Source organism: Micromonospora sp. 050-3 (genome assembly GCF_046549335.1).
GTDB classification, from domain to species: Bacteria; Actinomycetota; Actinomycetes; order Mycobacteriales; family Micromonosporaceae; genus Micromonospora; species Micromonospora trifolii.
Genome location: NZ_JAJPVX010000002.1, coordinates 2,632,687 through 2,654,235, shown reverse-complemented (window position 1 = coordinate 2,654,235; position 21,549 = coordinate 2,632,687). Strand labels below are relative to the sequence as shown.

The following is a 21,549-nucleotide window of genomic DNA, read 5'->3' as shown; positions in this document are numbered from 1 at the left end:
CGCACGGAGGTCGAGCTTCGCCTAGGCGAAGCTGAACAGCGGCGGGAAGACGAGGACCACGATCCAGGCCCAGACGGCGTAGACCGGCAGGTAGCCGGTCTGCCACCGTTCGAGCGTCGCGAACGGCGTGCGCCGACGGATGAAGGACAGCAGCAGCCACGCCGACCACGCGAGGTTGACCAGCAGGATCACGTTCTCGCCGAGCGCGGCCGCACGATTGGGCGTGCCGCCGTACTCGTCGGTGATGCGTCCGGTGATCTCCAGCAGCACCAGCACGTCGATGGCCAACGCACTGACCACGAGCGCGAGTTGGAGTTTGTCGAACGGGCCGGGCGGGGCCAGCGGGTCGCGGGCCGAGAGTGAGTAGAGCAGCAGCCCCAGCACCACGACCAGCAGGAGGTCGAACAGCAGCAGCGCCTCCCGCTCGACGTCGATGCCGTGGCTGGTCCAAACAACAGCGACGAGGAAGGCGAGCAGGGCGGCGGTGAAGAGCGGGGTGAACAGCCGGGTGAGGACCGGCGCGATGTTCTCGACGACACTCTGCTTGGCCTCGACGAGCCACCCGGCCACCACGACCGCGGCCGCGGCACCTCCGGGCAGCAGCCACTGCGAGATGAACGCCTCCGGGACGATCCCGATGGCTGCGAAGGTGTTGAACAGGAACGCGGAGAGCACGCCCCCACCGAGGGCCATCAGCACCAGGTAGATGAACCACTCGCCGGTGAACCGGATGAAGTCCATGCGTCGACGAGAGGAGCGCCAGTCGTCGGCGACATAGGCCAGACCGACCACCAGCCACAAAGCGATGGGCAGATGGATGCTGGTGACGACAACTGACTGCGAATCGTCCGCCAGGGGGTAGGCGTTGGCCGCCACGGCACCGAGGACGAAGAGCACCGCCAGCGCCGCGATCACCGACCGTCGGGCTCCCCGGCGCCAGGCCAGGAACGCCGCCAGCCAGGGCAGCACGAACAGTGTGAAGTTCCGCGCGTAGAACGAGCCGTCGTCGGCGAAGCTCAGCCCGAACAGCGCCGGCGCCTTGACGGACACCACGGCACCCGCCGCACACCCGAGCATGACCCACAGGTCCCGGCGGGAGCGAGCGCCTCCGACCGGGCTGCCGGAGTCGCCGGTCAGCACCAGCTGCTTCCACAACCGTTCGGAATGTTCCCGGGCGAACTCGCGGGAGAGGTCGTCGAGGCTGCCCATCCGCTTCACAGCGACCAGGAACGCCTCGTCCGGGCTCAGGCCGGCGGCGACGAGCTGGTCGACGGAGCCGCGAAGGTGGTCTTCCAGTTCGTCGGCGTCGGCCGCTTGCAGCTCTCGGCGACGCAGCACGTACTGGCGCCACTGCTCGAACTGCGCTTCCAACTCTTGCGGCCCCTCGTGCGCCGTCATGCCAGGCCCTCCAACGGGTGCACCGTCAGCGGCGCGCGGTCGTGCCAGATCTCCTTGAGCGCGCCCACCACCGTGTCCCACTGCCGGCGCTGCTCGGCCAGCTCGGCCAGACCCCGGTCGGTGATGCGGTAGTACTTTCGCTTGCGCTCACCGGCGACCGCCTGCCAGCTCGACTCCAGGTGACCGAGGCGCTCGAGCCGGTGCAGCAACGGGTACAGCAGCCCTTCGGTCCAGTCCAGCTCACCCCCGGACAGCTCGTTGATCCGCCTGAGGATGGCGTAGCCGTAGCTCTCGCCCTCAGCCAGGATGCCGAGCACCATCGGCGTCGCCGAGGCGGCGACCAGATCCTTGGCGACCTTCACGAAACCTCCCGCTCCCAAACCTAGAGGTACGATGCATAGTACTGCTAGGTATAGCTCCCGGCGCAACGTCCCGGGACGAAAAGGTCGCCCGAATCGCCGATCCGCGCAGCTGTGGTGACGCGAACGGCATGGTCCGGGTTAGCCTTGGCGCATATGGCTACCTTTCGCAGCGCCTCAGTGCTCCTTTCCTCAGACGGCACCAGGACCCCCGGCACCGCCGCGCTCTTCGCCGAGCCGGCCCGTAGGGGCGGGATTCCTCCCTGGGCAGGCGACTTCCGACCTGCCAACAGCGCCGGCAACGGCCCCAAGAACGCGGTCGGAAAGACCTTCACCCTGGAGCTGCCCGACGGCAGCACCGGCAAGGTCGTGGTCCAGGGCCTCAAGAGCGGCAAGGGCGGCGTCGTGCTGGCGCTGATGGGCGAGGACGCCCCGCCCTTCTGACCGGTCGCCCCGGCTCCCGTCGCCCAGGTGCCCTGGGTTGACCCTCCCCGGGTCGACCCAGGGCACCTGGCCAACCACGCCGGTCGCTCCCGAGAAACCGCTGGGACGTCGATGGCCGCTTCGCGACAATGGCCGTTGTGCCGGAGGTCGAAGTCGTCGTCGCCCACCAGGAACGCGCGACAGTGCGCGTCGGTGACGTGTTCCTGAAGATCGACGCTGATCCGGGGCGCACCGACGTCGAGGTCGAGGCGATGGCGCTGGCGCCGGTCCCGACCCCCGAGGTTCTCTGGCGCAAGCCGCCCGTGCTCGCGCTCGCCGCCCTGCCCGGAACGGCGCTCGGCCGCCTCGGCGAGCCGTCGACCGCGTCGCCCGCGGCGTGGGCCGCGGCGGGCGCCGCCGCTCGCAAGCTGCACGACGCGCCGCTACCGCCATGGCCCGGCCGCAGCCGGGACGAGTTGACATCGCAGCTCGACGTCGAGTGCGAGTGGCTCGTCGGCAACGGCGTCCTCCCCACCGACCTGGTCACGCGCAACCGGCAGGTCGCCGAGGTGGCGCTCCGCCCGTGGACTCCGGTCTTCACGCACGGCGACCTACAGATCACCCACGTGTTCGTCGACGGTGACGAGATCACCGGCGTGCTCGACTGGTCCGAGGCGTGCCAGGGCGACGCCCTCTTCGACCTCGCCACCTTGACGCTGGGCCACGAGGAGCACCTCGGCGACGTCCTCGCCGGTTATCGCGCCGACGTCGACGTCGACGTGATCCGCGCGTGGTGGTCGTTGCGAAGCCTGCTGGCGATCCGCTGGCTCGTCGAGCACGGCTTCGACCCGTCCGCATCAGGCTGCGAAGTCGACGTGCTGAGATCGTCGACGAGCTGAGATCCCGGCTGTGACGAGCGTCAGTCCAGGGTGACCACCCAGCGAGCGCCCTCGCCCCGCGCCAGCCGGTCGAACGCAGTGGGCGCCTCGTCCAACGGAATCGTCCCGCTGACCAGCACACCCAGATCCAGTGCGCTGTCGGCGAGCTCGGCAGCCAACACCGGCACCTCCCGGTCCGGGTCGGACGAGCCGTACACCGAGGAGCGCAGCGTGCGCGCGGAGTGGAAGATGTCCAGCGCCCCCAGGCTGACCATGTCGTCCTTGGCGCCCATGCCGACCACTGTCACCGCTCCCCCACGCCGGGTGAGCCGCCAGGCAGCCCGGATCGTCGCGGCGCGTCCGACGCACTCGAAGGCGTGGTCGACGCCGCGGCTCTCGGTGCGCGCCCGTACCTCCTTGGAGAGCCGGTCGTCGGAGAGCAGGAAGTCGGTCGCCCCGGCGGCGAGCGCCAGGTCCCGCTTCGCCTCGGCGACGTCGATGGCCAGGATCGTGGTGGCACCGGCCCGGCGGGCCGCGCTGAGCACGGCGAGCCCGACCCCACCGAGCCCGACGACCGCGACCGATTCGCCGGGTGTCACCCGGGCGGTGTTCCGGACCGCGCCGACACCGGTGAGCACCGCACAGCCGAGCAGTGCGGCCTGCTCGGGCGGCAGCCCGGCGGGGATCGGAATGACGGCACGCTCGGGTACCACCACCGCCTCGGCGAGTGCGCCGAGGCCGAGGGTCAGGTGCAGCGGTACCCCGTCGTCGGTCTCGCCGCGTGGCACTGTCGGGGCCGTGGTGTCGGCGCAGAGCCACGGCTCGCCGCGCCGACACCACCAGCAGGTCCGGCAGGCCGGTGCCCAGTTGAGGACGACCGGTGTGCCGACGGTCAGCTGGCTGCCCGGCCCGACCTCGGCCACCACTCCGGTCGCCTCGTGCCCGAGGACCAGCGGGAACCTCGCGGCGAGGGTGCCGTTGACCATGGACAGGTCGGAGTGGCAGACACCGGCCGCCCTGATGGTCACCCGCACCTCGCCGGGGCCGGGCGCGGGCAGGCGTACCCGCTCGACCCGCAGCTCGGCGCCGGAACCGCGCGCGACCAGCGCGCGAACGATGACCGGCGCGGGCGCCGGCTCGGTGCCGCCGCCCGGCGCGGCCGGGGACAGCTCGATGCCGCCGCTGGGCGCGGCCGGGGACAGCTCGGGGTCGGTCATCGCTGGATCGCCTTCAGCTCGCAGAACTCGGCCAGCCCGTGCACGCCCAACTCCCGGCCCAGGCCGGACTGCTTGTAGCCGCCGAACGGGGCGAGCGGGTTGAACGGGGCGCCGTTGATGTCGACAGCGCCGGTGCGCAGCCGCCGGGCCACCGCGAGCGCCGCGTCGGTGTCGGCGGACCAGACCGCGCCGGCCAGCCCGTACTTCGAGTTGTTGGCGATGGCGACCGCCTCGTCGGTGTCGGCGAACGGGATGACGGCGAGCACCGGGCCGAAGACCTCCTCCTGGGCGAGCGCGCTGTCGGCGTGCACGTCGGCGAAGACGGTCGGGGCGACGAAGTGCCCCCGGGTCGGCACCGGGGCGTCAGGCCCGCCGACGACCAGCCGGGCCCCGTCGGCGAGGGCCCGGTCGATGTGGCCGCGCACCCGCTCGGCCTGGGCGGCGGAGACCAGCGGGCCGAGCCGGGTCGCCGGGTCGAACGGGTCGCCGAGTCGGTAGCCGGCCACCGCCGTGGCGATCAGGTGGAGGGCTTCGTCGTACCGGTCGCGGTGCACCAGCATCCGGGTCCAGGCGGTGCAGGTCTGCCCGGAGTTGAGCAGGGCGTTGCCGACGCCCACCTTGACGGCGGTGGCCAGGTCGGCGTCGGGGAGGATCACGTTGGCGGACTTCCCGCCCAGCTCCAGCGCGACCCGGGCGATCCGGTCGGCGGCGAGCCGCATGATCCGCGCGCCGGTGGCGGTGGAGCCGGTGAACGAGACCAGGTCGACGTCGGGGTGCCCGGCGAGCGCCTCGCCGACCACCGGCCCGGTGCCGGGGACCAGATTGAGCACGCCCGGCGGCAGGCCGGCTTCGGTGACCGCGTCGAAGAGCAGGTACGCGGTCAACGGGGTCAGCTCGCTGGGTTTGAGCACCACAGTGCAGCCGGCGGCCAGGGCGGGCGCGAGCTTCGCCATCACCTGGTGCAGTGGGTAGTTCCACGGGGTGATCGCGCCGACCACGCCGATCGGCTCGCGGACCACGAGAGAGTTGCCGATGCTCTCCTCGACCGGCGCGCGGGCGGCGAGCGCGACGTGGTCGCGCAGCACTGTCAGCGGGAGCCCGACCTGCACTCGGGTGGCGAGCTTGAGCGGCGAGCCCAGCTCCACGGCGATGGTGCGGGCGAGATCGTCGGCGCGGGCGGTGAGCGCCGCGTGCAGCCGGTCGAGGTGGGCGGAGCGCTCGGCGGGAATGGCGGCTGACCAGCCGGGAAACGCGGCCCGGGCCGCGGCTACGGCGCGATCCACGTCGGCCGGGGTGCCGGCCGGCACCTGCCCGATCAGCTCCCCGGTGCTCGGGTTCTCCACGTCGATGAGACCGGCGTCGGCGGGAGGCGTCCACTCCCCGCCGATGTGCAGGTGGCGCCGCAGGCGCAGGGAGTCGGGCAACAGCGACGGCGGGGCGGCGAGGTCCATGTCGTCCCTTCGAGGGTGGGCGTGGGCGGTGGCGACGGGGGTCGCGACGGGCGGTGAAACTAGCGCTGGGAGTTTGGACGCTACCCGTTGGGCCGGGCGGACTCCACCGTCTCGACGGTCCGGGTGTACTCGGCGGCCAGTCCATGCAGCAGGGCGTCCAGGCCGAGGGCGAAGGCGCCCTCGTCCACGCTCTGCTGGTGTTCGGCGAGCCGGTGGGCCTGGCGCAGGTGCGGGTAGTGCGCCGCGTACAGCTCCGGGTCCTCCACGAAACCGCGGGCGAACGAGCCGAGCGCCGACCCGGCCACGAAGTACCGCAGCGCTGCGCCGATGTGGGTGGCGCGGGCCGGCGGCCAACCGGCCCGGACCAGCCCGCCGTAGACAGCGTCGGCCATGGCGAGGGCGGCCGGTCGACGACCCGGCCCCTGCGCCAGGTACGGCACGATGTTCGGGTGGGCGGTGAGCGCCCTCCGGTACGACCAGGCCCAGTCCCGCAGAGCGGCGAGCCAGTCGCGGCTGGCGAAGCCGCTGGTGTCGACGGCACCGGTGACCGTGTCGGCGACCGCGTCGAGGATCTCGTCCTTGGTGGCGAAGTGGTTGTAGAGCGAGGGACCCTGTACGCCGAGCGCTGCGGCGAGTCGGCGGGTGGAGAGCGCGCCGAGCCCGTCGGCGTCGATCAGCGCGAGCGCCGTCTCGACGATCCGGTCGCGGGTGAGCAGAGGCCGTCGAGGTCGGGGCACGTCAGAACTCCTCGGTCTGCGGTGTCCCTCCCCGTGGGAACCACCTGTTCACGCACCCTATCGGGGACCGCCTGCGGGCAGGCGTCACCACGTCGGCCGGAGAAGGGGTCTGGACGAATGAAAACTTACACCGCTAGTTTATGAGGGACCGCTACGGCCCGTGGCGGCGCACCACCACGCCGACCGAGGGGGAACCGTGGACTTCGCACTGTCCGACGAGGAACGCGCCGTCCGGGACACCGTGCGCGCGTTCATCACCCGCGAGGTGATGCCCCTGGAAGCGGAGGTGCTCCGCCGGGAACGGGCGCACCAGCCGGGCCTCGACCACTCCGAGGTTCGCGAACTGCAACTCAAGGCGCGCAAGTTCGGCTTCTGGGGCCTGGCCACCCCGGAGGAGTACGGCGGGATGAACCTGCCAGCCGTACTCCAGTCGTTGATCTGGACCGAACTGGGCCGCACGTTCGTGCCGTTCCGCTTCGGCGGCGAGGCGGACAACATCCTGTTCCACGCCACCGAGGAGCAGAAGCGGGAGTTCCTCATCCCGACCATCGAGGGCGAGCGGCGCTCCTGCTTCGCGATCACCGAACCGGGTGCCGGATCCGACGCGGCCAACATCCGGCTGTCCGCCCGCCGTGACGGCGACGACTGGATCCTCGACGGCGAGAAGACCTTCATCACCGGCGGTCACGACGCCGACTTCGCCATCGTGGTCGCGGTGACCGACCGGGAGAAGGGCGCCCGCAAGGGCGGCGCCACCGCGTTCCTGGTGGACCGGTCGATGGGCTGGCGCTCCGAGTTCATCCAGACGATGGGCGAGGGCGGGCCCGCGTCACTCATCTTCGACGGCGTACGCGTGCCGCACCGCAACATCCTCGGTGAGATCGGGCAGGGCTTCACGCTCGGCATGGAGTGGATCGGCAAGGGGCGCTACACCATCCCGTCGCACGCCATCGGCATCGCCGAGCGGGTGTTGCAGATGGCCATCGAGTACGCCAACACCCGAGAGACCTTCGGCACGAAGATCGGCACCAACCAGGCCATCCAGTGGATGATCGCCGACTCCGAGACGGAGCTGGAGGCGGCCCGCTGGCTGGTGCTGCGCTCGGCGTGGACTGTCGACGCGGGCCTGGACCCCCGGCACGCCTCGTCGATGGGCAAGCTCTACGGCGCCGGCATGGTCAACCGGGTGGTCGACCGGGTGCTCCAGATCCACGGCGGCATGGGTTACACCCGCGAGCTGCCGATCGAACGCTGGTACCGGCAGGTCCGGCTCTACCGGATCTTCGAGGGCACCGACGAGATGCAGCGACTGATCATCTCGCGGGACCTGCTGCGCGGGTACACGAAGATCGGTGGCCACCTGGCCTGAGCCGGATGTCTGATGCCGTCGAGGACGGCCGGCTGCTCGCCCGGCCGTCCTCGACGTCGGGTTCAGCCGGTCAACGCGGTCAGCGCGGCGTCCACGTCGGCCTCGGTGGAGTAGATGTGGAACGAGGCCCGGACCCGTCCGGCGCGCACCGCCGCCCGGATGCCGGCCGCCGCGAGGCGCTGCTCCGCGTCCGGCACGTCCACGCTGACGATGGCGCTCTCCCCGGGTGCCCGGCCCAGCCCGGTCAGGAACCGGTTGGCCAGCGCCACGTTGTGCGCCCCGATCGCCGACACGCCGATCTCGGCGACCACCTCCAGGGCGGGCGCCGCGCCGACCCAGCTGAACCAGGCCGGTGAGATGTCGAACCGTCGGGCGTCGTCGGCCAGCCGCAGCGGCGGGCCGTAGTAGGAGGCGTGCGGGTCGCGGCCCGCGTACCAGCCGGCCGCGTCGGCGCGCAGCCGCTCGCGCAACCCGGGGGCCAGATAGGCGTACGCGGTCCCGCGGGGATTCATCAGCCACTTGTAGCCGCCCACCGCCACCACGTCGGCCTGGCTGCCCTCGAACGGCAGCCAGCCACACGCCTGGGTCGCGTCCACCGCCACCAGCGCGTCGTGCGCGCGGGCCGCGGCCACGATCTCGTCGTACGCCGCGACCGCCCCGTCGGCCGACTGCACCAGGCTGAACGCCACCAGATCGGTGTCGGCGTCGATGGCGTCGACCAGGGACTCCAGCGGCACCGTGCGGACCTTGACGCCACGCTCCTCCTGCACCAGCCAGGGGAAGAGGTTCGAGGTGAACTCGACCTCGGGGACCACCACAGTGGCACCGGCCGGCAGCGCCGCCGCGACCGGCGCGAGGAGCTGGGACACCGCCGCACCCACCGCCACGTCACCGACCGGCACCCCGATGAGGCCGGCGAGGGCGACGCGAGCCCGGTGCGTCGACTCGCCCCAGCCCTCCCACGACGTACGACCAACCCGCCAGGCGGCGAGAGCATCCTGCAACGCCGCCCACGCCGGCTCCGGCGGCAACCCGTAGCTGGCGGTGTTCAACCAGCCCGGCTCCGGCTGCCACAGCTTCTGCGCCTGCTCGATCTCCATGCCGTCGACGCTAGGCCGAGCGACGCGCGACGGGCACTGCCAATCGGCGATCGGCGGCCTGTCAGATTCGGACGAAGTCCTGACCGAGCAACGCCCGCAGCTTGGTCAACGCGCGGGCGTTCTGCATCTTGACCACCGACACGGAGACGTCGAGGGTGCTGGCGACGGCCTCGACGCTCTGATCCTCCCAGTGCCGGAGCACCACGATGGCCTGGTCGCGGATCGGCAGGGTGGCCAACGCCTGGAGCAGCGCGACGTGCAGCTCCGTGGTGTCGTCGGGCCGTTGCGACGACACCTCCGGCAGCTCGGCGAGCACGACCTCGGCGGCGCTGTGCCGCTTGTTCTGGTCGAAGACGGCGTTCATGAGGACCCGGCGGCTGTACGCCTCGAGGTTCGCGGTGCGCCGGATCCGGCCCCAGTTCGCGTACATCTTCGCAAAGGTCGTCTGGGTCAGGTCCTGGGCGAGGTGCCAGTCGCGACACATCAGGTAGGCGGTACGCCGCAGCCTCGGTGCGGTGGTCTCGACGAACGCGGTGAACTCCGCCTGCTGGGCGGTCTGCTCACGCCGTCGAGCCGCGCCCCAGCGGGCAGCCGCCATCAGTCGACCGCCGACGCGCTCGTGCCGGCCGGGCAGTCGATGCCGATGATCGCCTCGACACCGGGTAGACGTTCGACCCGGGCGGCCAGTTCCACGTACTGGGACCGCGCGGCGAGCCTGACCCGGAATGACTCCGGCAGTTGGCTGGCCACGATGTGTTCGTCGAGTTCGGCAGCGTCCACGTACACCTTCTTGAACTTCCGCAGCGCCTCTTCGCGGCTCTCATACGACACGGTCCCCACCGCCGGGTCCGCGTCCAGCGCGCGGTTGACCGCACTGCGCTGCTGGTCGGTGACCTTCAGGGCCAGGAAGACCACGGCGTCGGTCGCGGTCTCCCCGGCGGGAGCCCCGCAGTCCTTGTTCACCAGCATGCCGAACGCCGCCGGCACCCTTGGTGGCGGCGACGACCGTTGCGGGGGTGTCGCCACGTTCACCGCCCCCACCGCCGCGACGGCGATCACGGCGGCAACACCTGTCGCCACCAGCCGTTGTCGGCGTCGACGCAGGCCGGTGCCGGCGACCACCGCGTCACCGACCAGGTCGACCAGGGGTAGTTCGGGCTCGTCGGCGACAGCGCGGTCGAAGAGCACCCGCAGGTTCTGATCCATGTTTCCTCCCGTGACCCCGATGGGCTTCCACAGGTGTTGACTGGTTGGCCCACCGGATCGGTCACATCGACAACGGCCTCACGGCTGACGGCGGCGCCCGAGCGACTCCTCGGCGGCGGGCAGGGGGATCCGGGTGAGACTGTCGGCGAGCCCGGCGAGCCACCTGTCGACCTCCACCAGGTGCCGGACCGACTGATGGTCGGCCTCTCCGAGGAGCGGACGGATTCGGTCCAACTGGTCGACGCAGTTGGTCGAGACCGGCGCCCGGTGCGATGTCCGGCCGTGGACGACCTCGTCGGCGAGGGCGTCGTACGCCGATCGCAGGCGTCCGACGGAGTCTCGCAGCAGCGCCGCCGCCCCGGGCCAACCGGCGAGGCAGCCGGGCGGGTTGCGGCGCAGCAGCGACTCCGCGCCGGGCACGACGTGGTGCCCGGCGCTCAGCACGGCGTCCCAGTTCACCTGCTGACGGTGCGGATCGTGCCGCTCCGAGTGGTACTGGCAGTACGACGAGTCGATCAGGACCATGCGGCGACGGACCCGGCCGAGGGCACTCGCGGGCGGCGGAGCATCGCCGAGCATCGCCTTGACCGTCTGTTCGACAGCGTCCGCGCTGGCCTCCAGGTAGCGGGTGGCGTTGTGCCGCAGGTCGTGGCCCGCGCCGCGCGGCCAGATCGCCACCCCGGCGAGCACGCCGATCACCGCGCCGAGCAGCACGTCGACGAGGCGGGCCTCGGCGAGCCGCCACCCCTCCGGGCTGAGCTGGGCGAAGACGACTGTCAGCAGCAGTGTGAACAGCGCCTGCTGCCACACCGGACCGAGCAGGCGGCCGACGCCGAAGGCCAGCAGCAGGGTGATCGGCAGCACGATGGCGTACACGATCGGCTCGTCGACGACGAGCATCACCCCGCCGCTGACGACCGCGCCGATGATCGTGCCCAGCACGGCCGGCCGCAGCGCCGTGCGGGTGTCGGCGGCCGACGTGCGCAGGACCGTAAGGGTGGCCAGCAGCACCCAGAAGCCGTGGGTCAGCTGCAACACCCCGGCGGCCACCCGGGCGATGGCGAGCGCCACTGCCAGCCGCAGCGAGCTGTGCAGGTGGGCCGAGCGCGGCGCCAGGTGGGAGCGGAACTGCCACCAGTACAGCGTCCACGGGCTGCGGCGGGCGTACTCGAACAGCGCCGAGGAGGCGTCGTCCCCGCCGAGCCGCGCCCCGGTGGCCACCCTGGAGCCGACGACGAAGACCCGCACCTGGTCCGCGAGGGCCAGCGCTGTCGCGTCCCGGCACAACCGGGGTACGTCCGGCGCGTCGCGGACCTGACCCTCGCCGATGGGATACGCCGCCTCGGCTCGTCCGACCGCCACGTCCAGGTCGGCCGGGGCCACCGCCGGGGCACCCGGCGACAGGCTCCGGCCGGCCGCGCGGGTGGTGTCCGCGCACGAGCGCAGCAGACGCGCCGCCGCCAGGTCCGGGATCGGCTCCGGCGGGGCGTCCGCCGCCAACCGGTCCACCTCGGTGAGCACCTCCCGTAACGCGGCCGCGCAGATCCGCAACGCCCGATCCTGAGCGCCCGCCGCTGTGGGAGCCCACGCCGGAGGGCTGCGGTTCAGCTCGATCGCCGCCACCACGTCGTACGCCCGCTCGCGCCGCGCGTCCCGATCACCCGCAGCGGCGTGCGGGTCGGTCAACCTCTCGGCGGCGGCGTCGAGGAAGGCGGCGACGCCGTCCGCCGCCTCGGCGAGGCGCTGCCGGTACGAGACCGGCACCGGGTCGGGCCAGAGGAACACCTCGGCCGCGGCGAGCAGCACGACGGCGAGGGTCACCCCACCGAGTCGCTCCGGCAGGGTGCCCGGCTGGTACGGCGGGAACGACGCCAGGATGTAGAAGAGCTGGAACGCGCTCGCCAACCCCACCAGGCGCGGATTGCCGACCCCGGCGAACGCCACCACGAACCCGATGACCAGCATGCCGCCGGCGGCCGCCCAGGTGCTCCACGCCAACAGCGAGCCCGCTGCGATCAACGCCCACACCACCGGCAGCGACAGCACGAGGATCCGCGCCCGTTGCGGCGCCGGGCCAGGTAGCTGCGCGAACGATCCGGCGGCGATCGTGCCGAACAACCCGTACGTGGCGAGCGTCGAGCTGCCCGCCCCGTACCGGCAGCCGTAGAAGACGACGGACGCGACGAGCGTCAGCCGGGCCGCGCGTCGCAGGATGGCGTCACCCGGGTCACGGCGGCGAAGCCGGCCAAGGAGGCTGGTTCCGAGCACGACCGCTCCCCCCGGTTCGTCGCAGCACCCCTCCCCGGCCCACCATTCTCCACCGCGCCCCGCGGTGAGCGGCGGGTTTGGCGACGAGTCACCGCCGGGAGCCACCGAGCAGGCCGAGCCGGAGGGCCCGCAACAGGGTGCCGGGGCGGCTCAGGGCGGCCGGGTGGTCGAGCATTGTGGTGACCCGACCCAGCCGAGCGTTGAGCACCGGGTCGGTCAGCGACGCCCGGAAGAGCAGGTCCCCGAACCACTTGGTGACCTTGTAGCCGGGCGGGTACGGCCCGTCGACGTGCGGCAACTCGATGTCGGCGGTGGTGGAGATCTGCCAGGCGGCGTCGACCACCACGCGGACCTGGTCGAAGTACGCGTGCGCGGGCTCGTCGTGCGGCGTCGCACCGGACCGCAGGTACGTCGACAGGCAGGAGGCGTGCAGTGTCGCGGAGGTCATGCCCTGGCCGTACACCGGGTTGAAGGACGCGACCGCGTCGCCGGCGGCGACCAACCCGGCGGGCAGGCGGTCGAGTTTGTGGAAGTCGCGGCGTCGGCTGTCTGCCTGGTGGTACGTGACCACCCCGCCGAGCATCTCCCCGTTTTCGGCGATGTCGCCGAACATCTGCGGGTAGTGCTCCCGGCAGCGGGCGGTGAAGTCGGCGACGTCGCGGCTGGGCCGGTCCCCGTCGTAGCCGGCCACCAGCATGATCCAGCGGTCCCCCTCGACCGAGTTGATCCCGCCGATCCGGGCGGTACGGCCCTTGCCCGCCATGGTGTGGAAGACCGCCACCCAGGCGTCGCTGACCTTCTCGTCGCGCTTGAAGAGCGCCGTGGCGTAGTTCAGCTTGATGGGCATGCGGTACAGCGGCGGGCGCGGCCACCCGTGCTCGGCCAGCCAGTCGCTCAACCGGCTGGAGCGCCCCATCGCGTCGACCACCAGGTCCGCGGCTTCGACGACGGGCTCGGTGCCACCCTCGGGCACGTATCGGGCGCCGTTGACCCGCCGCTCGTCGAAGAGCAGGCCCTCCGCCCGGCCGTACACCATGCGAATGTTGTCGATGGCGAGGGTGCGCCGACGGACCAGCGCCTCCAGGAACGGGCGCGTGGTGATCAGCGCCGGCCCGGTGCCGGTCGCCGCGGGCGGCAGACCCAGCATGCCGTTCACGAAGACCTTCGCCGTGCCCGGGTCGCGCGGTGGCGGCGGGGCGCCGAGCGCGAGCGCCTCCTCGGCGATGCCGGGAAACCAGCGCTCCAACTGGACCTGACCGGCGGGCAGCAGAGCGTGAACCTGACTGCCCTGGGGCACGCCCGGCCGTGGCCCGGCGTCGACATCGGACGGGTCCCGTTCGATGATCAGCACTTCCTCGGCGTGGTCGCTCAACACCCGGGCGGCCAGCAACCCGGCCATGCTGCCACCGAGCACCACCGCGCGTCGCATGACCACTCTGGTCTCGGCGGGTGGTTCGGCCGTCGCTATCGCGGCGAAGAGCCGGGACGGAGAGGGGGGCATGCGATCACTCCTCGATCGGTCGGGAAACCTCGGCATTGACGACCGTAACCATCGCGGTGCCCGCCGTCAGCGCTGAGTTGGCTCGCCATGTCGAGTTGGCGCCCCGGATGCGGTGGCCAGGTCCGCGGCGGGCACCGCTGTCCACTGTCGCGCCGGGCCCGGCCAGCAACTATGAATATCGGATGAGTGCCCACGCCGGTACGACCCGGACCCCACGTGCCCCGGCCCAACCGGAGCCCGGGGTGGGCAGCCGGACCAGGCCGATCGCCTGGTGGGGCCTCCTGAGCCTGGTGGTGGTCCTGTCCGCCTGCACGCCAGGAGGTGACTCGCGCCAGCACGCCGCCCCGCCGGCCGACAACGCAGCGCCGTCGACGGACGCCAGCGCAGGTGGGCCGCCGTGCACGCCATCGGTCGACACGTTGGCGGCACCGCCGGCGGGCTACCGGCTGGTGGGGAAGGACGTGGCGGTGCCCGACGCCCCCGTGATCTCGACGGACGATTCCGGGGAGGCCGACCCGGCGGCGCGGCTGTTCGCCAAATGGGGGCTCGTCGTTCGCGCCGGCGCAGTCGTCGACCTGCGGGTGGCCCCGGGCTGGCAGGACAGGGCCCGACTCGGCTGGGGCGGCACCGGCACGCCCGCGGCGACCGTCACGGTGCACGCCTGCGCGCCGGAGGGTGGGCAGGCCCAGTGGATGGCCTTCGTCGGCGGCACCTGGGTCGCGCAGGCCGCGTGTGTACCGCTCATCGTGACGTCGGACGGTCAGGACGACCCCGTCGACCTCGGCATCGGCCTCCCCTGCTACAGGACCACCGCGCCCTAGCCCCGCGCGCTCAGCCCGGCCGGGTGGACGGCGGGGTCTACTGTCTACACAGCCTGCGTACCGACTGTTCGCCGGGATCGCTGTTCACCCCCGTCGACGCCCTGGACGTTCTGTCGAGAGGTCAACGACATGCTGAAGGCCGAGGATCTTCCCCCGTTTCAGCGTGCCGTCTCCTACGAGTCGCAGCGCGGCCAACGCGTCTACGCGACCCTGATCGCGCTGCGGCTGTCCCTGCTCCTGGTGGCCGCGATCGCGGGAGTCGCCACGTGGAAGCTCGACGATTTCGCCCTGGGCCCGGCGCTCGCGGCGGGCGCCTTCGCCGCCACCTCGATCGTCGAGGTCTTCCTCCTCACCAGTCGCCCCAACGAGCGCTGGTACGTCGGCAGAGCCCTCTCCGAATCGATCAAGTCGCTCACGTGGCGATTCACCATGGCGGCTGACCCTTTTCCCCGAGCGCAGAGCGACTCGGACAGTGTCGAGGAATTCACCAACCGACTGTTGGGCCTGACCCGAGACATGGCGGCCGCCGGGTTGGCGGCCCCAGCGGTGGCTGGGCAACAGATCACGGAAGGAATGCGGACACTGCGGGCCTCCTCCCTTGAGGAGCGCCGCGCCGCGTACCTGACCGGCCGTCTCGAGGCCCAGCGAGCCTGGTACGCCGAACGATCACTGTCGAATCGGGCGCTGGCGACCCGCTGGTCGGTCAGCATGCTCGTGCTGGAGATAGCCGGCGTGACCCTGGCCGTGTCGCGGGCTGCCGGGCTGACCGACCTCGACCTGCTCGGCGTGGCCGCCGCGGCGGTCGCGGCCGGCGCGGCATGGACGCAGACACGGCAACACGGCGCGGTGGCCACCGCCTATGCCCTGGCGAGTCAGGAACTGGCCGCCATCGGGTCCCTCGCTACCCGGATCGGCTCGGAAGCCGACCTGTCGCGGTTCGTGAACGACACGGAGACGGCGATCTCCCGGGAGCACACGATGTGGCGAGCACGCCGACGCTGACGCACGCCGCGCACCGGACCGCACGGCTCCGACCGGCCAGAGCCGATCGTCGGTGTGGTGTCACCGGCTCGGCGGCTCGTGCTGAGCGATGTGAGCACGGAACCAGTCGAGGGTGAAGCGGTGTGCGGCGATGCCGTAGTCGAGTGTCGCGCGCTGATGGGTGGCGAGGTCGCGGTGCTCCTCGGGGACCTCCAGGGCCCTGAGGTGCCGGTCGAGGGCCGAGAGCCGGGCGAGGTCGGTCTCGACGCGGGTCGTGATGCGGCGCAGCACCGGTACGCGTTCGGCTGGCGGCAGCAGCCCGAGGAAGTAGAGCCTGGACAGCGCTGCGGTCTCCAGATCGGGCCCGGTCAGCTCGGCTGTCATCCACGCGTGGAACTCCTGCCGACCGGCGTCGGTGACGCGGTACACCTTCCGTCCTCGACCGCCGGCTTCGGCGCTGGCGACCTCGATGGACCCGCCGGCGAGCAGGGTGTCCAGCGCGCGTTTGATGCTGCCGGAGCTGGCGCTGTAGAAGAGCGCGATGCCGGCCTCGAACCCTCTGATGAGGTCGTAGAAGCTCTGCGGGGTGATCAGGAGCAGACCGAGGATCACGTGGGCCATCGGCCGAGTCTAGACCGTTGTCTCTCATAGACATGTCTAGTAGACATATGGAGTCGCCACCGCGAGGAGCATCCATGTGACACCGCCGCTCAGCACCACCCCCGCCCAGGACAACCACGTTCCCGCCGACGTCGACGCGCGGCTGACGAGCCTGCTGGAAAAGCTGGTCGCGCGACGCGTGGTGCACCACGCCAATCTCGCCGTCACCAACGGCGTCGGGGACCTGCGTTGGTCCGCAGCCTGCGGCCCGACCGGCGCCGACGTCCAGCCGTGGCGCCCCGACACCCCGTTCTTCATCGCCAGCGTCACCAAGCGGTTCATCATCACCCTGGTGCTTCAGGCGCAGGAGCGCGGCGAGCTCGACCTGGCCGCACCGATCAACAGTTACCTACCAGCGGCGACGACCGATGCGCTGCACGTCCTGAAGGGAGTCGACCGGACGTCCGCAATCACCGTGCGCCACCTCGCGAGTCACACGTCCGGGTTGCCGGACCAGTTCGAGAAGCGTGCTGGCGGCCCCAGCCTGTACGAGCACCTCGCCGCCGGCCGGGACGTCGCGTGGACCTTCGAGGACACGATGCGCACCACGCGCGAGCAGCAGCGTCCGCACTTCGCGCCGCAGGACCTCACCGCCCGCCGGCAGCGGGCCCGCTACTCCGACACCGGCTTCCAACTGCTCATCCGCATCCTGGAGACGGTGACCGAACGACCGTTCGCCGACCTGCTGACCGAGCGGATCCTCGGCCCGCTCGGCCTGACGCGGACCTGGCTCCCCGGGCATCGTCCGCCGGAGCCGGCGACCGCGCCGCCCTCGCCGCTCTACGCGAAGCGGCGTCGCGTGGAGGTGACGGCGCTGGTCGAGTCCTGCAACGACCTGTTCAGCACCACCGACAACCTGCTCACCTTTCAGCGAGCGCTGCTCGCCGGCGAACTCTTCCGGGACGCCCGCTCACTGGAGCGTTTGACCGAACGGCGCAACCGACTGCGCAACATCCCCATCCTGCGGTACGGACTGGGCACCATGGTCTTCACGGCCGGTCGGCTCGTCTCGCCGGGGCACCGCCCGGTCACGCTCGTCGGCCACTCGGGCGCCACCGGGACGTGGCTCTTCCACTGCCCGGAGCTCGACCTGCACCTGGCCGGCACCGTCGACCAGACCAGGGGGCAGGCCATCCCCTTCCGGGTGATGGCGCGGTGCCTGGACGCCTGGCGAGCCTGACGGGCGGTGGCTCGCGGCTGTTGTCCCACTGCCGAGCCGGGGGTCGCGGCGGCGCTGCGCCGCCGCGACCCCCGGTCCACGCCGTGACTCAGGCCGGGGCTCCGGCTGGCGCGACCTGCTTCTCGTCGGGGCGGGACTCCGCCTCGTCGTCGTCGTGCTCGTCGAGCATGGTGGCCTCGTCGAACGGGTCGTTGCCGCTCAGCACCGCTGTCGCCCGCTCCCGGTCGAACTCGCCGGTCCAGGTTCCCACCAGCACTGTCGCCACCGCGTTGCCGGCGAAGTTGGTCAGCGCCCGAGCCTCGGACATGAACCGGTCGATGCCGACGATCAGCCCGACCCCGTCGACGAGGTCCGGCCGGTGTGACTGGAGGCCGCCGGCCAGCGTGGCCAGCCCGGCGCCGGTGACCCCGGCGGCACCCTTCGACGCGATGATCATGAACAGCAGCAGCGAGATCTGCTCGCCGATGGCCAGCGGCTTGCCCAGCGCGTCGGCGATGAACAGCGACGCCATGGTCAGGTAGATCGCCGTACCGTCCAGGTTGAACGAGTAGCCGGTCGGCACCGTGATGCCGACGACCGGCTTGCTCACGCCGAAGTGCTCCATCTTGGCGATCAGCCGCGGCAGTGCCGACTCCGACGACGAGGTCGACAGGATCAGCAGGAACTCCCGGCCCAGGTAACGCAGCAGCGAGAAGATCGAGATCCGGGCCACGATCCACAGCAGCGCGCCCAGGAAGACCAGCACGAAGATCAGACACGTGGCGTAGAAGCCCACCATGATCTGGGCGAGGCTCTTGAGGGCGTCCACGCCGGTCGCGCCGACCACGGCGGCCATCGCGCCGAACGCGCCGATCGGCGCCAGCCACATGATCATGGCGAGGACCTTGAAGACGACCCGCTGGATGACGGTGATGGCGCTGAGCACCGGCTCACCCCGCCGGCCCATGGCCTGGACGGCGAAGCCGACCAGCAGGGCGACCAGCAGCGTCTGGAGCACCTTGCCCTCGGTGAGCGAGGAGAGCAGCGTCGTCGGGATGATCCCGAGCAGGAAGTCGGCAGTGCCGGCGGCCTCGTCACCGGCGGCGGCCTTGCCCGAGCCGACGAGGTCCGGGCCGAGGTTCAGGCCGGAGCCGGGGTGGATGAGGTTGCCGACGACCAGACCGATGGCGAGCGCGACTGTCGACATGGTCAGGAAGTAGCCGAGGGCCAGGCCGCCGACCTTGCCGACCTTCGCGGCCTGCCGGACGGAGCCGACGCCGAGCACGATGGTGCAGAAGATGACCGGGCTGATCATCATCTTGATGAGGTTGACGAAGCCGGTGCCGATCGGCTTGAGTTCCTTGCCGAAATCGGGGGCGACCAGGCCGACCACGATGCCGGCGACCACGGCCACGATGACGGCCAGATACAGGTAACGGGTACGGTCCCGGCGGACCGCCGGTGCCGGGGTGGTGGCGGATGCGGTGGTGTCCATGTCGACAATGTGAAGCGCGTCTCACCCGTTGACAGCCTTGCGGTCATTCTGTTCACCGCGATGGCCGAAACGGTGGCGCGACGAGGAGGTGGTGGAGATGGCCCGACGCCAGTGGAGCATCGCGGGGCAACTCTTCGCCCTCCAGGCGATGGTGGTGACGCTGCTCGTGCTGGCCGGCGCGGCGGGCGCCGTCTGGCTGGCCCGCAGCGACTCCCGCCAGGCCGCGCAGGAGGAGGTGCTCGCGGTGGCGCAGACCGTGGCCGGCTCCCCCGACGTCCGCGCGGCCCTCACGACCGCCGACCCCGCGAGGGTCCTCCAGCCGTACGCCGAATCGACCCGGCAGGCCACGGGCACCGACTTCGTGGTGGTGATGGCCCCCGACCGCACCCGTTTCTCGCACCCTACCCAGGACCGGATCGGCGAGCCGTTCGTCGGTGAGATCGGGCCCGCCCTGGCGGGCCGCGCGTTCACCACCACAAACGTCGGGACGCTCGGCGAGTCGGTACGCGCTGTCGTTCCGGTGTACGACGAGCAGCGACGCCTCATCGGTCTGGTCTCGGTGGGCATCACCACCCGCGAGATCGACAAGAAGCTGCTCGGCCAGTTGCCGGTGCTGTTCGGAGTGGTCGCGCCCGCTCTGGCGCTCGCCGCGACGGGCTCCTGGCTGCTCAGCCGCCGGCTCCGTCGTCAGACGCACGGTCTGGGACCGGCGCAGATGACCCGGATGTACGAGTACTACGACGCCGTTCTGCACTCGGTGCGCGAAGGTCTCGTCGTGCTGACCACCGATCGTCGGGTGGCTCTCGTTAACGACGAGGGCCGCCGACTGTTGGGGCTCGACGCGGACGCGCCGGTGATCGACCAGCCGGTGGCCGGGATCGACCTGCCGCCCGCGGCGGCCGAGCTGCTCGAGTCCGGGCGCGACGCCCGTGACGAGCCGATCGTCGCCGGTGACCGGGTGCTCGTCGCCAACCAGCGGACCACCCGCTTCGAGGGCGCGGTGCTCGGCACCGTACTGACCCTGCGCGACCAGACCGAGCTGCGCACCCTGGCCAGCGAGCTGGATTCGGTGCGCGCGCTGACCGAGGCGCTGCAGGCGCAGACCCACGAGTCGGCCAACCGGCTGCACACAGTGCTGACCCTGGTCGAGCTGGGTCGCGCCGACGAGGCCGTCCGGCTCGCCACCCGGGACCTGGCCCTCGCCCAGCAGCTGACCGATCGGGTGGTCGGCGCGGTGACCGAGCCGGCGTTGGCCGCCCTGCTGCTCGGCAAGTCCGCACAGGCCGGCGAGCGCGGAGTGGATCTGGTCATCGAGCCGGACTGCCGCCTCGACGACAGTCCCCTGCCGACCGGTGACCTGCTCACAGTGGTCGGCAACCTGGTCGACAACGCCCTGGAGGCGGTGGCCGGTACGCCGGCGCCGCGCCGGGTGCGGGTCTTCGTCGGCGCGGCCGACGACGAGCTGGTGGTCCGGGTCGCCGACAGCGGCCCCGGGCTGGCACCGGAGCGGGTCGCCGACGCGTTCCGGCGCGGCTGGTCCACCAAGAGCACCGGCCGGGGTCTCGGCCTGGCGCTGGTCGGGCAGGTGGTGCGCCGGCACGGCGGCAGCGCCGAGGTCTGTCGCTCCGACGACGGCGGCAGCCTGTTCACCGTCCGGCTGCCGAGCAGGATCGAGCGGTCGTGACCGCCATCCGGGTGCTGGTCGTCGAGGACGAGCCGCTGCTGGCCGAGGCGCACAGCGCGTACACCGAACGCGTTCCCGGTTTCGTGGTGGTCGGGGTGGCGCACACCGCACGGGCGGCGATGGCGGCCCTGCGCGCCAACGGCGGCGGCGACGTGGACCTCGTACTCCTTGATTTTCGGCTGCCCGACCTGCACGGCCTGGACGTCTGCCGGGCGCTGCGCGCGGCCGGCAGCAGCGTCGACGTGCTCGCCGTGACGTCCGCGCGGGACCTGGCGGTGGTGCGCACCGCGGTGTCCCTCGGGGTGACCCACTACCTGCTCAAGCCGTTCACGTTCGCCGCGTTCCGCGACAAGCTGGAGCGGTACGCCGACTACCGCGCCCAGGCGCTCGCCGACGGCGAGGTCGCCGCCCAGCACGAGGTGGACCAGATGTTCGCCACCCTGCGCGGCACCGCCGGGCACAGCCTGCCCAAGGGGCTCGACGCGCAGACTCTCGACCGGGTACGCGCCGCGCTCACCGACGGCACCCGCACGGAGGCCGGGCTGTCCGCGACCGAGGTGAGCGCGCTGACCGGCATCTCCCGGGTGACCGCCCGCCGCTACCTCGAGTACCTGGTGACCGTCGACCGCGCCGCCCGCACTCCCCGCTACGGCACCCCCGGCCGCCCCGAGGTCGAGTACCGACCCCGCTGACACCTCGCCGATCTTGCGTCTTCTGCTGGGACTGTTGCCCACAGAAGCGGCATTTCTGCGACAGCAAGCGCAAGATCGGCGGGGTCGGCGGGAACGCGGTGGCGGGGCGACGATCCGTTGTTAGACTCGGCGAGTTGGGTTAGCGGTACG

20 protein-coding genes are annotated in these 21,549 nt (G+C 71.7%); 8 read left to right on the top strand and 12 right to left on the bottom strand.

The window, feature by feature from the left end:
• Window positions 1–21: 21 nt before the first annotated feature.
• Entirely contained in the window at window positions 22–1,398 is a 1,377-nt protein-coding gene (locus tag ACLJOK_RS27280) for a permease prefix domain 1-containing protein (protein WP_410821406.1), read from the bottom strand.
• Window positions 1,395–1,760, bottom strand: a complete 366-nt coding sequence (locus ACLJOK_RS27275; protein WP_091401794.1) for a PadR family transcriptional regulator — start codon at window positions 1,758–1,760, stop codon at window positions 1,395–1,397. Before ACLJOK_RS27275 ends, ACLJOK_RS27280 begins: the two co-directional genes overlap by 4 nt.
• A gap of 153 nt (window positions 1,761–1,913) precedes the next feature.
• Between ACLJOK_RS27275 and ACLJOK_RS27270 the strand changes: the two genes are divergently transcribed.
• Both ACLJOK_RS27270 and ACLJOK_RS27265 read left to right on the top strand, forming a co-directional pair.
• The gene (locus ACLJOK_RS27270; RefSeq protein ID WP_030488337.1) at window positions 1,914–2,201 is read left to right on the top strand and encodes a hypothetical protein; all 288 of its coding nucleotides are present in this window, start codon (window positions 1,914–1,916) and stop codon (window positions 2,199–2,201) included.
• A 128-nt stretch (window positions 2,202–2,329) separates the two neighbouring features.
• Window positions 2,330–3,079, top strand: a complete 750-nt coding sequence (locus ACLJOK_RS27265) for a phosphotransferase family protein (protein WP_410821405.1) — start codon at window positions 2,330–2,332, stop codon at window positions 3,077–3,079.
• 20 nt (window positions 3,080–3,099) lie between these two features.
• On the opposite strand, the gene ACLJOK_RS27260 is transcribed toward ACLJOK_RS27265, so the two are convergent.
• From ACLJOK_RS27260 to ACLJOK_RS27250, 3 genes are all read right to left on the bottom strand, one after another.
• A complete protein-coding gene (locus ACLJOK_RS27260) occupies window positions 3,100–4,275 on the bottom strand; it encodes an alcohol dehydrogenase catalytic domain-containing protein (protein WP_410821404.1) in 1,176 nt (391 codons plus the stop codon).
• Window positions 4,272–5,726, bottom strand: coding sequence for an aldehyde dehydrogenase family protein (locus ACLJOK_RS27255; RefSeq protein ID WP_410821403.1), 1,455 nt, complete (start codon window positions 5,724–5,726; stop codon window positions 4,272–4,274). The genes ACLJOK_RS27260 and ACLJOK_RS27255 overlap by 4 nt, the downstream gene beginning before the upstream one ends.
• Window positions 5,727–5,806: 80 nt before the next feature.
• Window positions 5,807–6,463, bottom strand: coding sequence for a TetR/AcrR family transcriptional regulator C-terminal domain-containing protein (locus ACLJOK_RS27250; protein ID WP_210784958.1), 657 nt, complete (start codon window positions 6,461–6,463; stop codon window positions 5,807–5,809).
• 196 nt (window positions 6,464–6,659) lie between these two features.
• On the opposite strand from ACLJOK_RS27250, the gene ACLJOK_RS27245 reads away from it, so the two are divergent.
• Complete coding sequence (locus tag ACLJOK_RS27245; protein ID WP_238681532.1) at window positions 6,660–7,832, top strand: acyl-CoA dehydrogenase family protein; 1,173 nt, start codon at window positions 6,660–6,662, stop codon at window positions 7,830–7,832.
• A 62-nt stretch (window positions 7,833–7,894) separates the two neighbouring features.
• Here the strand turns inward: ACLJOK_RS27245 and ACLJOK_RS27240 are convergent, their stop codons facing one another.
• The 5 genes from ACLJOK_RS27240 to ACLJOK_RS27220 all read right to left on the bottom strand — a co-directional run bounded on the left by ACLJOK_RS27240 (window position 7,895) and on the right by ACLJOK_RS27220 (window position 13,907).
• Window positions 7,895–8,932: an aminotransferase class V-fold PLP-dependent enzyme gene (locus ACLJOK_RS27240; protein ID WP_410821402.1), complete on the bottom strand. Its 1,038-nt coding sequence runs from the start codon at window positions 8,930–8,932 to the stop codon at window positions 7,895–7,897.
• 61 nt (window positions 8,933–8,993) lie between these two features.
• Window positions 8,994–9,530: a SigE family RNA polymerase sigma factor gene (locus ACLJOK_RS27235; RefSeq protein ID WP_410821401.1), complete on the bottom strand. Its 537-nt coding sequence runs from the start codon at window positions 9,528–9,530 to the stop codon at window positions 8,994–8,996.
• Window positions 9,530–10,138 (bottom strand): permease-like cell division protein FtsX, encoded by a 609-nt coding sequence (locus ACLJOK_RS27230; RefSeq protein WP_410821400.1) that lies wholly within the window; start codon window positions 10,136–10,138, stop codon window positions 9,530–9,532. Before ACLJOK_RS27230 ends, ACLJOK_RS27235 begins: the two co-directional genes overlap by 1 nt.
• Before the next feature lie 78 nt (window positions 10,139–10,216).
• Window positions 10,217–12,406 carry an FUSC family protein gene (locus ACLJOK_RS27225; RefSeq protein WP_410821399.1) on the bottom strand — a complete coding sequence of 730 codons (2,190 nt, stop codon included), beginning with the start codon at window positions 12,404–12,406 and terminating at the stop codon, window positions 10,217–10,219.
• 88 nt (window positions 12,407–12,494) lie between these two features.
• On the bottom strand, window positions 12,495–13,907 hold the full coding sequence (locus tag ACLJOK_RS27220; RefSeq protein WP_410821398.1) for an FAD-dependent oxidoreductase: 1,413 nt from the start codon (window positions 13,905–13,907) through the stop codon (window positions 12,495–12,497).
• A gap of 182 nt (window positions 13,908–14,089) precedes the next feature.
• Between ACLJOK_RS27220 and ACLJOK_RS27215 the strand changes: the two genes are divergently transcribed.
• Window positions 14,090–14,728: a hypothetical protein gene (locus ACLJOK_RS27215; protein WP_410821397.1), complete on the top strand. Its 639-nt coding sequence runs from the start codon at window positions 14,090–14,092 to the stop codon at window positions 14,726–14,728.
• 129 nt (window positions 14,729–14,857) lie between these two features.
• A complete protein-coding gene (locus ACLJOK_RS27210) occupies window positions 14,858–15,730 on the top strand; it encodes a DUF4231 domain-containing protein (RefSeq protein WP_410821396.1) in 873 nt (290 codons plus the stop codon).
• 60 nt (window positions 15,731–15,790) lie between these two features.
• On the opposite strand, the gene ACLJOK_RS27205 is transcribed toward ACLJOK_RS27210, so the two are convergent.
• On the bottom strand, window positions 15,791–16,330 hold the full coding sequence (locus ACLJOK_RS27205; protein WP_410821395.1) for a helix-turn-helix transcriptional regulator: 540 nt from the start codon (window positions 16,328–16,330) through the stop codon (window positions 15,791–15,793).
• A gap of 76 nt (window positions 16,331–16,406) precedes the next feature.
• On the opposite strand from ACLJOK_RS27205, the gene ACLJOK_RS27200 reads away from it, so the two are divergent.
• A complete protein-coding gene (locus ACLJOK_RS27200) occupies window positions 16,407–17,549 on the top strand; it encodes a serine hydrolase domain-containing protein (protein ID WP_410821394.1) in 1,143 nt (380 codons plus the stop codon).
• Between the two features lie 88 nt (window positions 17,550–17,637).
• On the opposite strand, the gene ACLJOK_RS27195 is transcribed toward ACLJOK_RS27200, so the two are convergent.
• Window positions 17,638–19,023: a cation:dicarboxylate symporter family transporter gene (locus ACLJOK_RS27195; RefSeq protein ID WP_410821393.1), complete on the bottom strand. Its 1,386-nt coding sequence runs from the start codon at window positions 19,021–19,023 to the stop codon at window positions 17,638–17,640.
• A 97-nt stretch (window positions 19,024–19,120) separates the two neighbouring features.
• Between ACLJOK_RS27195 and ACLJOK_RS27190 the strand changes: the two genes are divergently transcribed.
• Both ACLJOK_RS27190 and ACLJOK_RS27185 read left to right on the top strand, forming a co-directional pair.
• On the top strand, window positions 19,121–20,707 hold the full coding sequence (locus ACLJOK_RS27190; protein WP_410821392.1) for an ATP-binding protein: 1,587 nt from the start codon (window positions 19,121–19,123) through the stop codon (window positions 20,705–20,707).
• Window positions 20,704–21,399 carry a response regulator gene (locus tag ACLJOK_RS27185; RefSeq protein ID WP_410821391.1) on the top strand — a complete coding sequence of 232 codons (696 nt, stop codon included), beginning with the start codon at window positions 20,704–20,706 and terminating at the stop codon, window positions 21,397–21,399. Before ACLJOK_RS27190 ends, ACLJOK_RS27185 begins: the two co-directional genes overlap by 4 nt.
• Window positions 21,400–21,549: the final 150 nt, after the last annotated feature.

Coding starts and splice junctions, on each gene's coding strand:
- ACLJOK_RS27255 (WP_410821403.1), bottom strand. CDS start 5,726: ATGGACCTCGCCGCCCCGCCGTCGCTGTTGCCCGACTCCCTGCGCCTG.
- ACLJOK_RS27240 (WP_410821402.1), bottom strand. CDS start 8,932: ATGGAGATCGAGCAGGCGCAGAAGCTGTGGCAGCCGGAGCCGGGCTGG.
- ACLJOK_RS27265 (WP_410821405.1), top strand. CDS start 2,330: ATGGCCGTTGTGCCGGAGGTCGAAGTCGTCGTCGCCCACCAGGAACGC.
- ACLJOK_RS27205 (WP_410821395.1), bottom strand. CDS start 16,330: ATGGCCCACGTGATCCTCGGTCTGCTCCTGATCACCCCGCAGAGCTTC.
- ACLJOK_RS27230 (WP_410821400.1), bottom strand. CDS start 10,138: ATGGATCAGAACCTGCGGGTGCTCTTCGACCGCGCTGTCGCCGACGAG.
- ACLJOK_RS27190 (WP_410821392.1), top strand. CDS start 19,121: ATGGCCCGACGCCAGTGGAGCATCGCGGGGCAACTCTTCGCCCTCCAG.
- ACLJOK_RS27260 (WP_410821404.1), bottom strand. CDS start 4,275: ATGACCGACCCCGAGCTGTCCCCGGCCGCGCCCAGCGGCGGCATCGAG.
- ACLJOK_RS27270 (WP_030488337.1), top strand. CDS start 1,914: ATGGCTACCTTTCGCAGCGCCTCAGTGCTCCTTTCCTCAGACGGCACC.
- ACLJOK_RS27220 (WP_410821398.1), bottom strand. CDS start 13,907: ATGCCCCCCTCTCCGTCCCGGCTCTTCGCCGCGATAGCGACGGCCGAA.
- ACLJOK_RS27195 (WP_410821393.1), bottom strand. CDS start 19,023: ATGGACACCACCGCATCCGCCACCACCCCGGCACCGGCGGTCCGCCGG.
- ACLJOK_RS27235 (WP_410821401.1), bottom strand. CDS start 9,530: ATGGCGGCTGCCCGCTGGGGCGCGGCTCGACGGCGTGAGCAGACCGCC.
- ACLJOK_RS27215 (WP_410821397.1), top strand. CDS start 14,090: ATGAGTGCCCACGCCGGTACGACCCGGACCCCACGTGCCCCGGCCCAA.
- ACLJOK_RS27280 (WP_410821406.1), bottom strand. CDS start 1,398: ATGACGGCGCACGAGGGGCCGCAAGAGTTGGAAGCGCAGTTCGAGCAG.
- ACLJOK_RS27210 (WP_410821396.1), top strand. CDS start 14,858: ATGCTGAAGGCCGAGGATCTTCCCCCGTTTCAGCGTGCCGTCTCCTAC.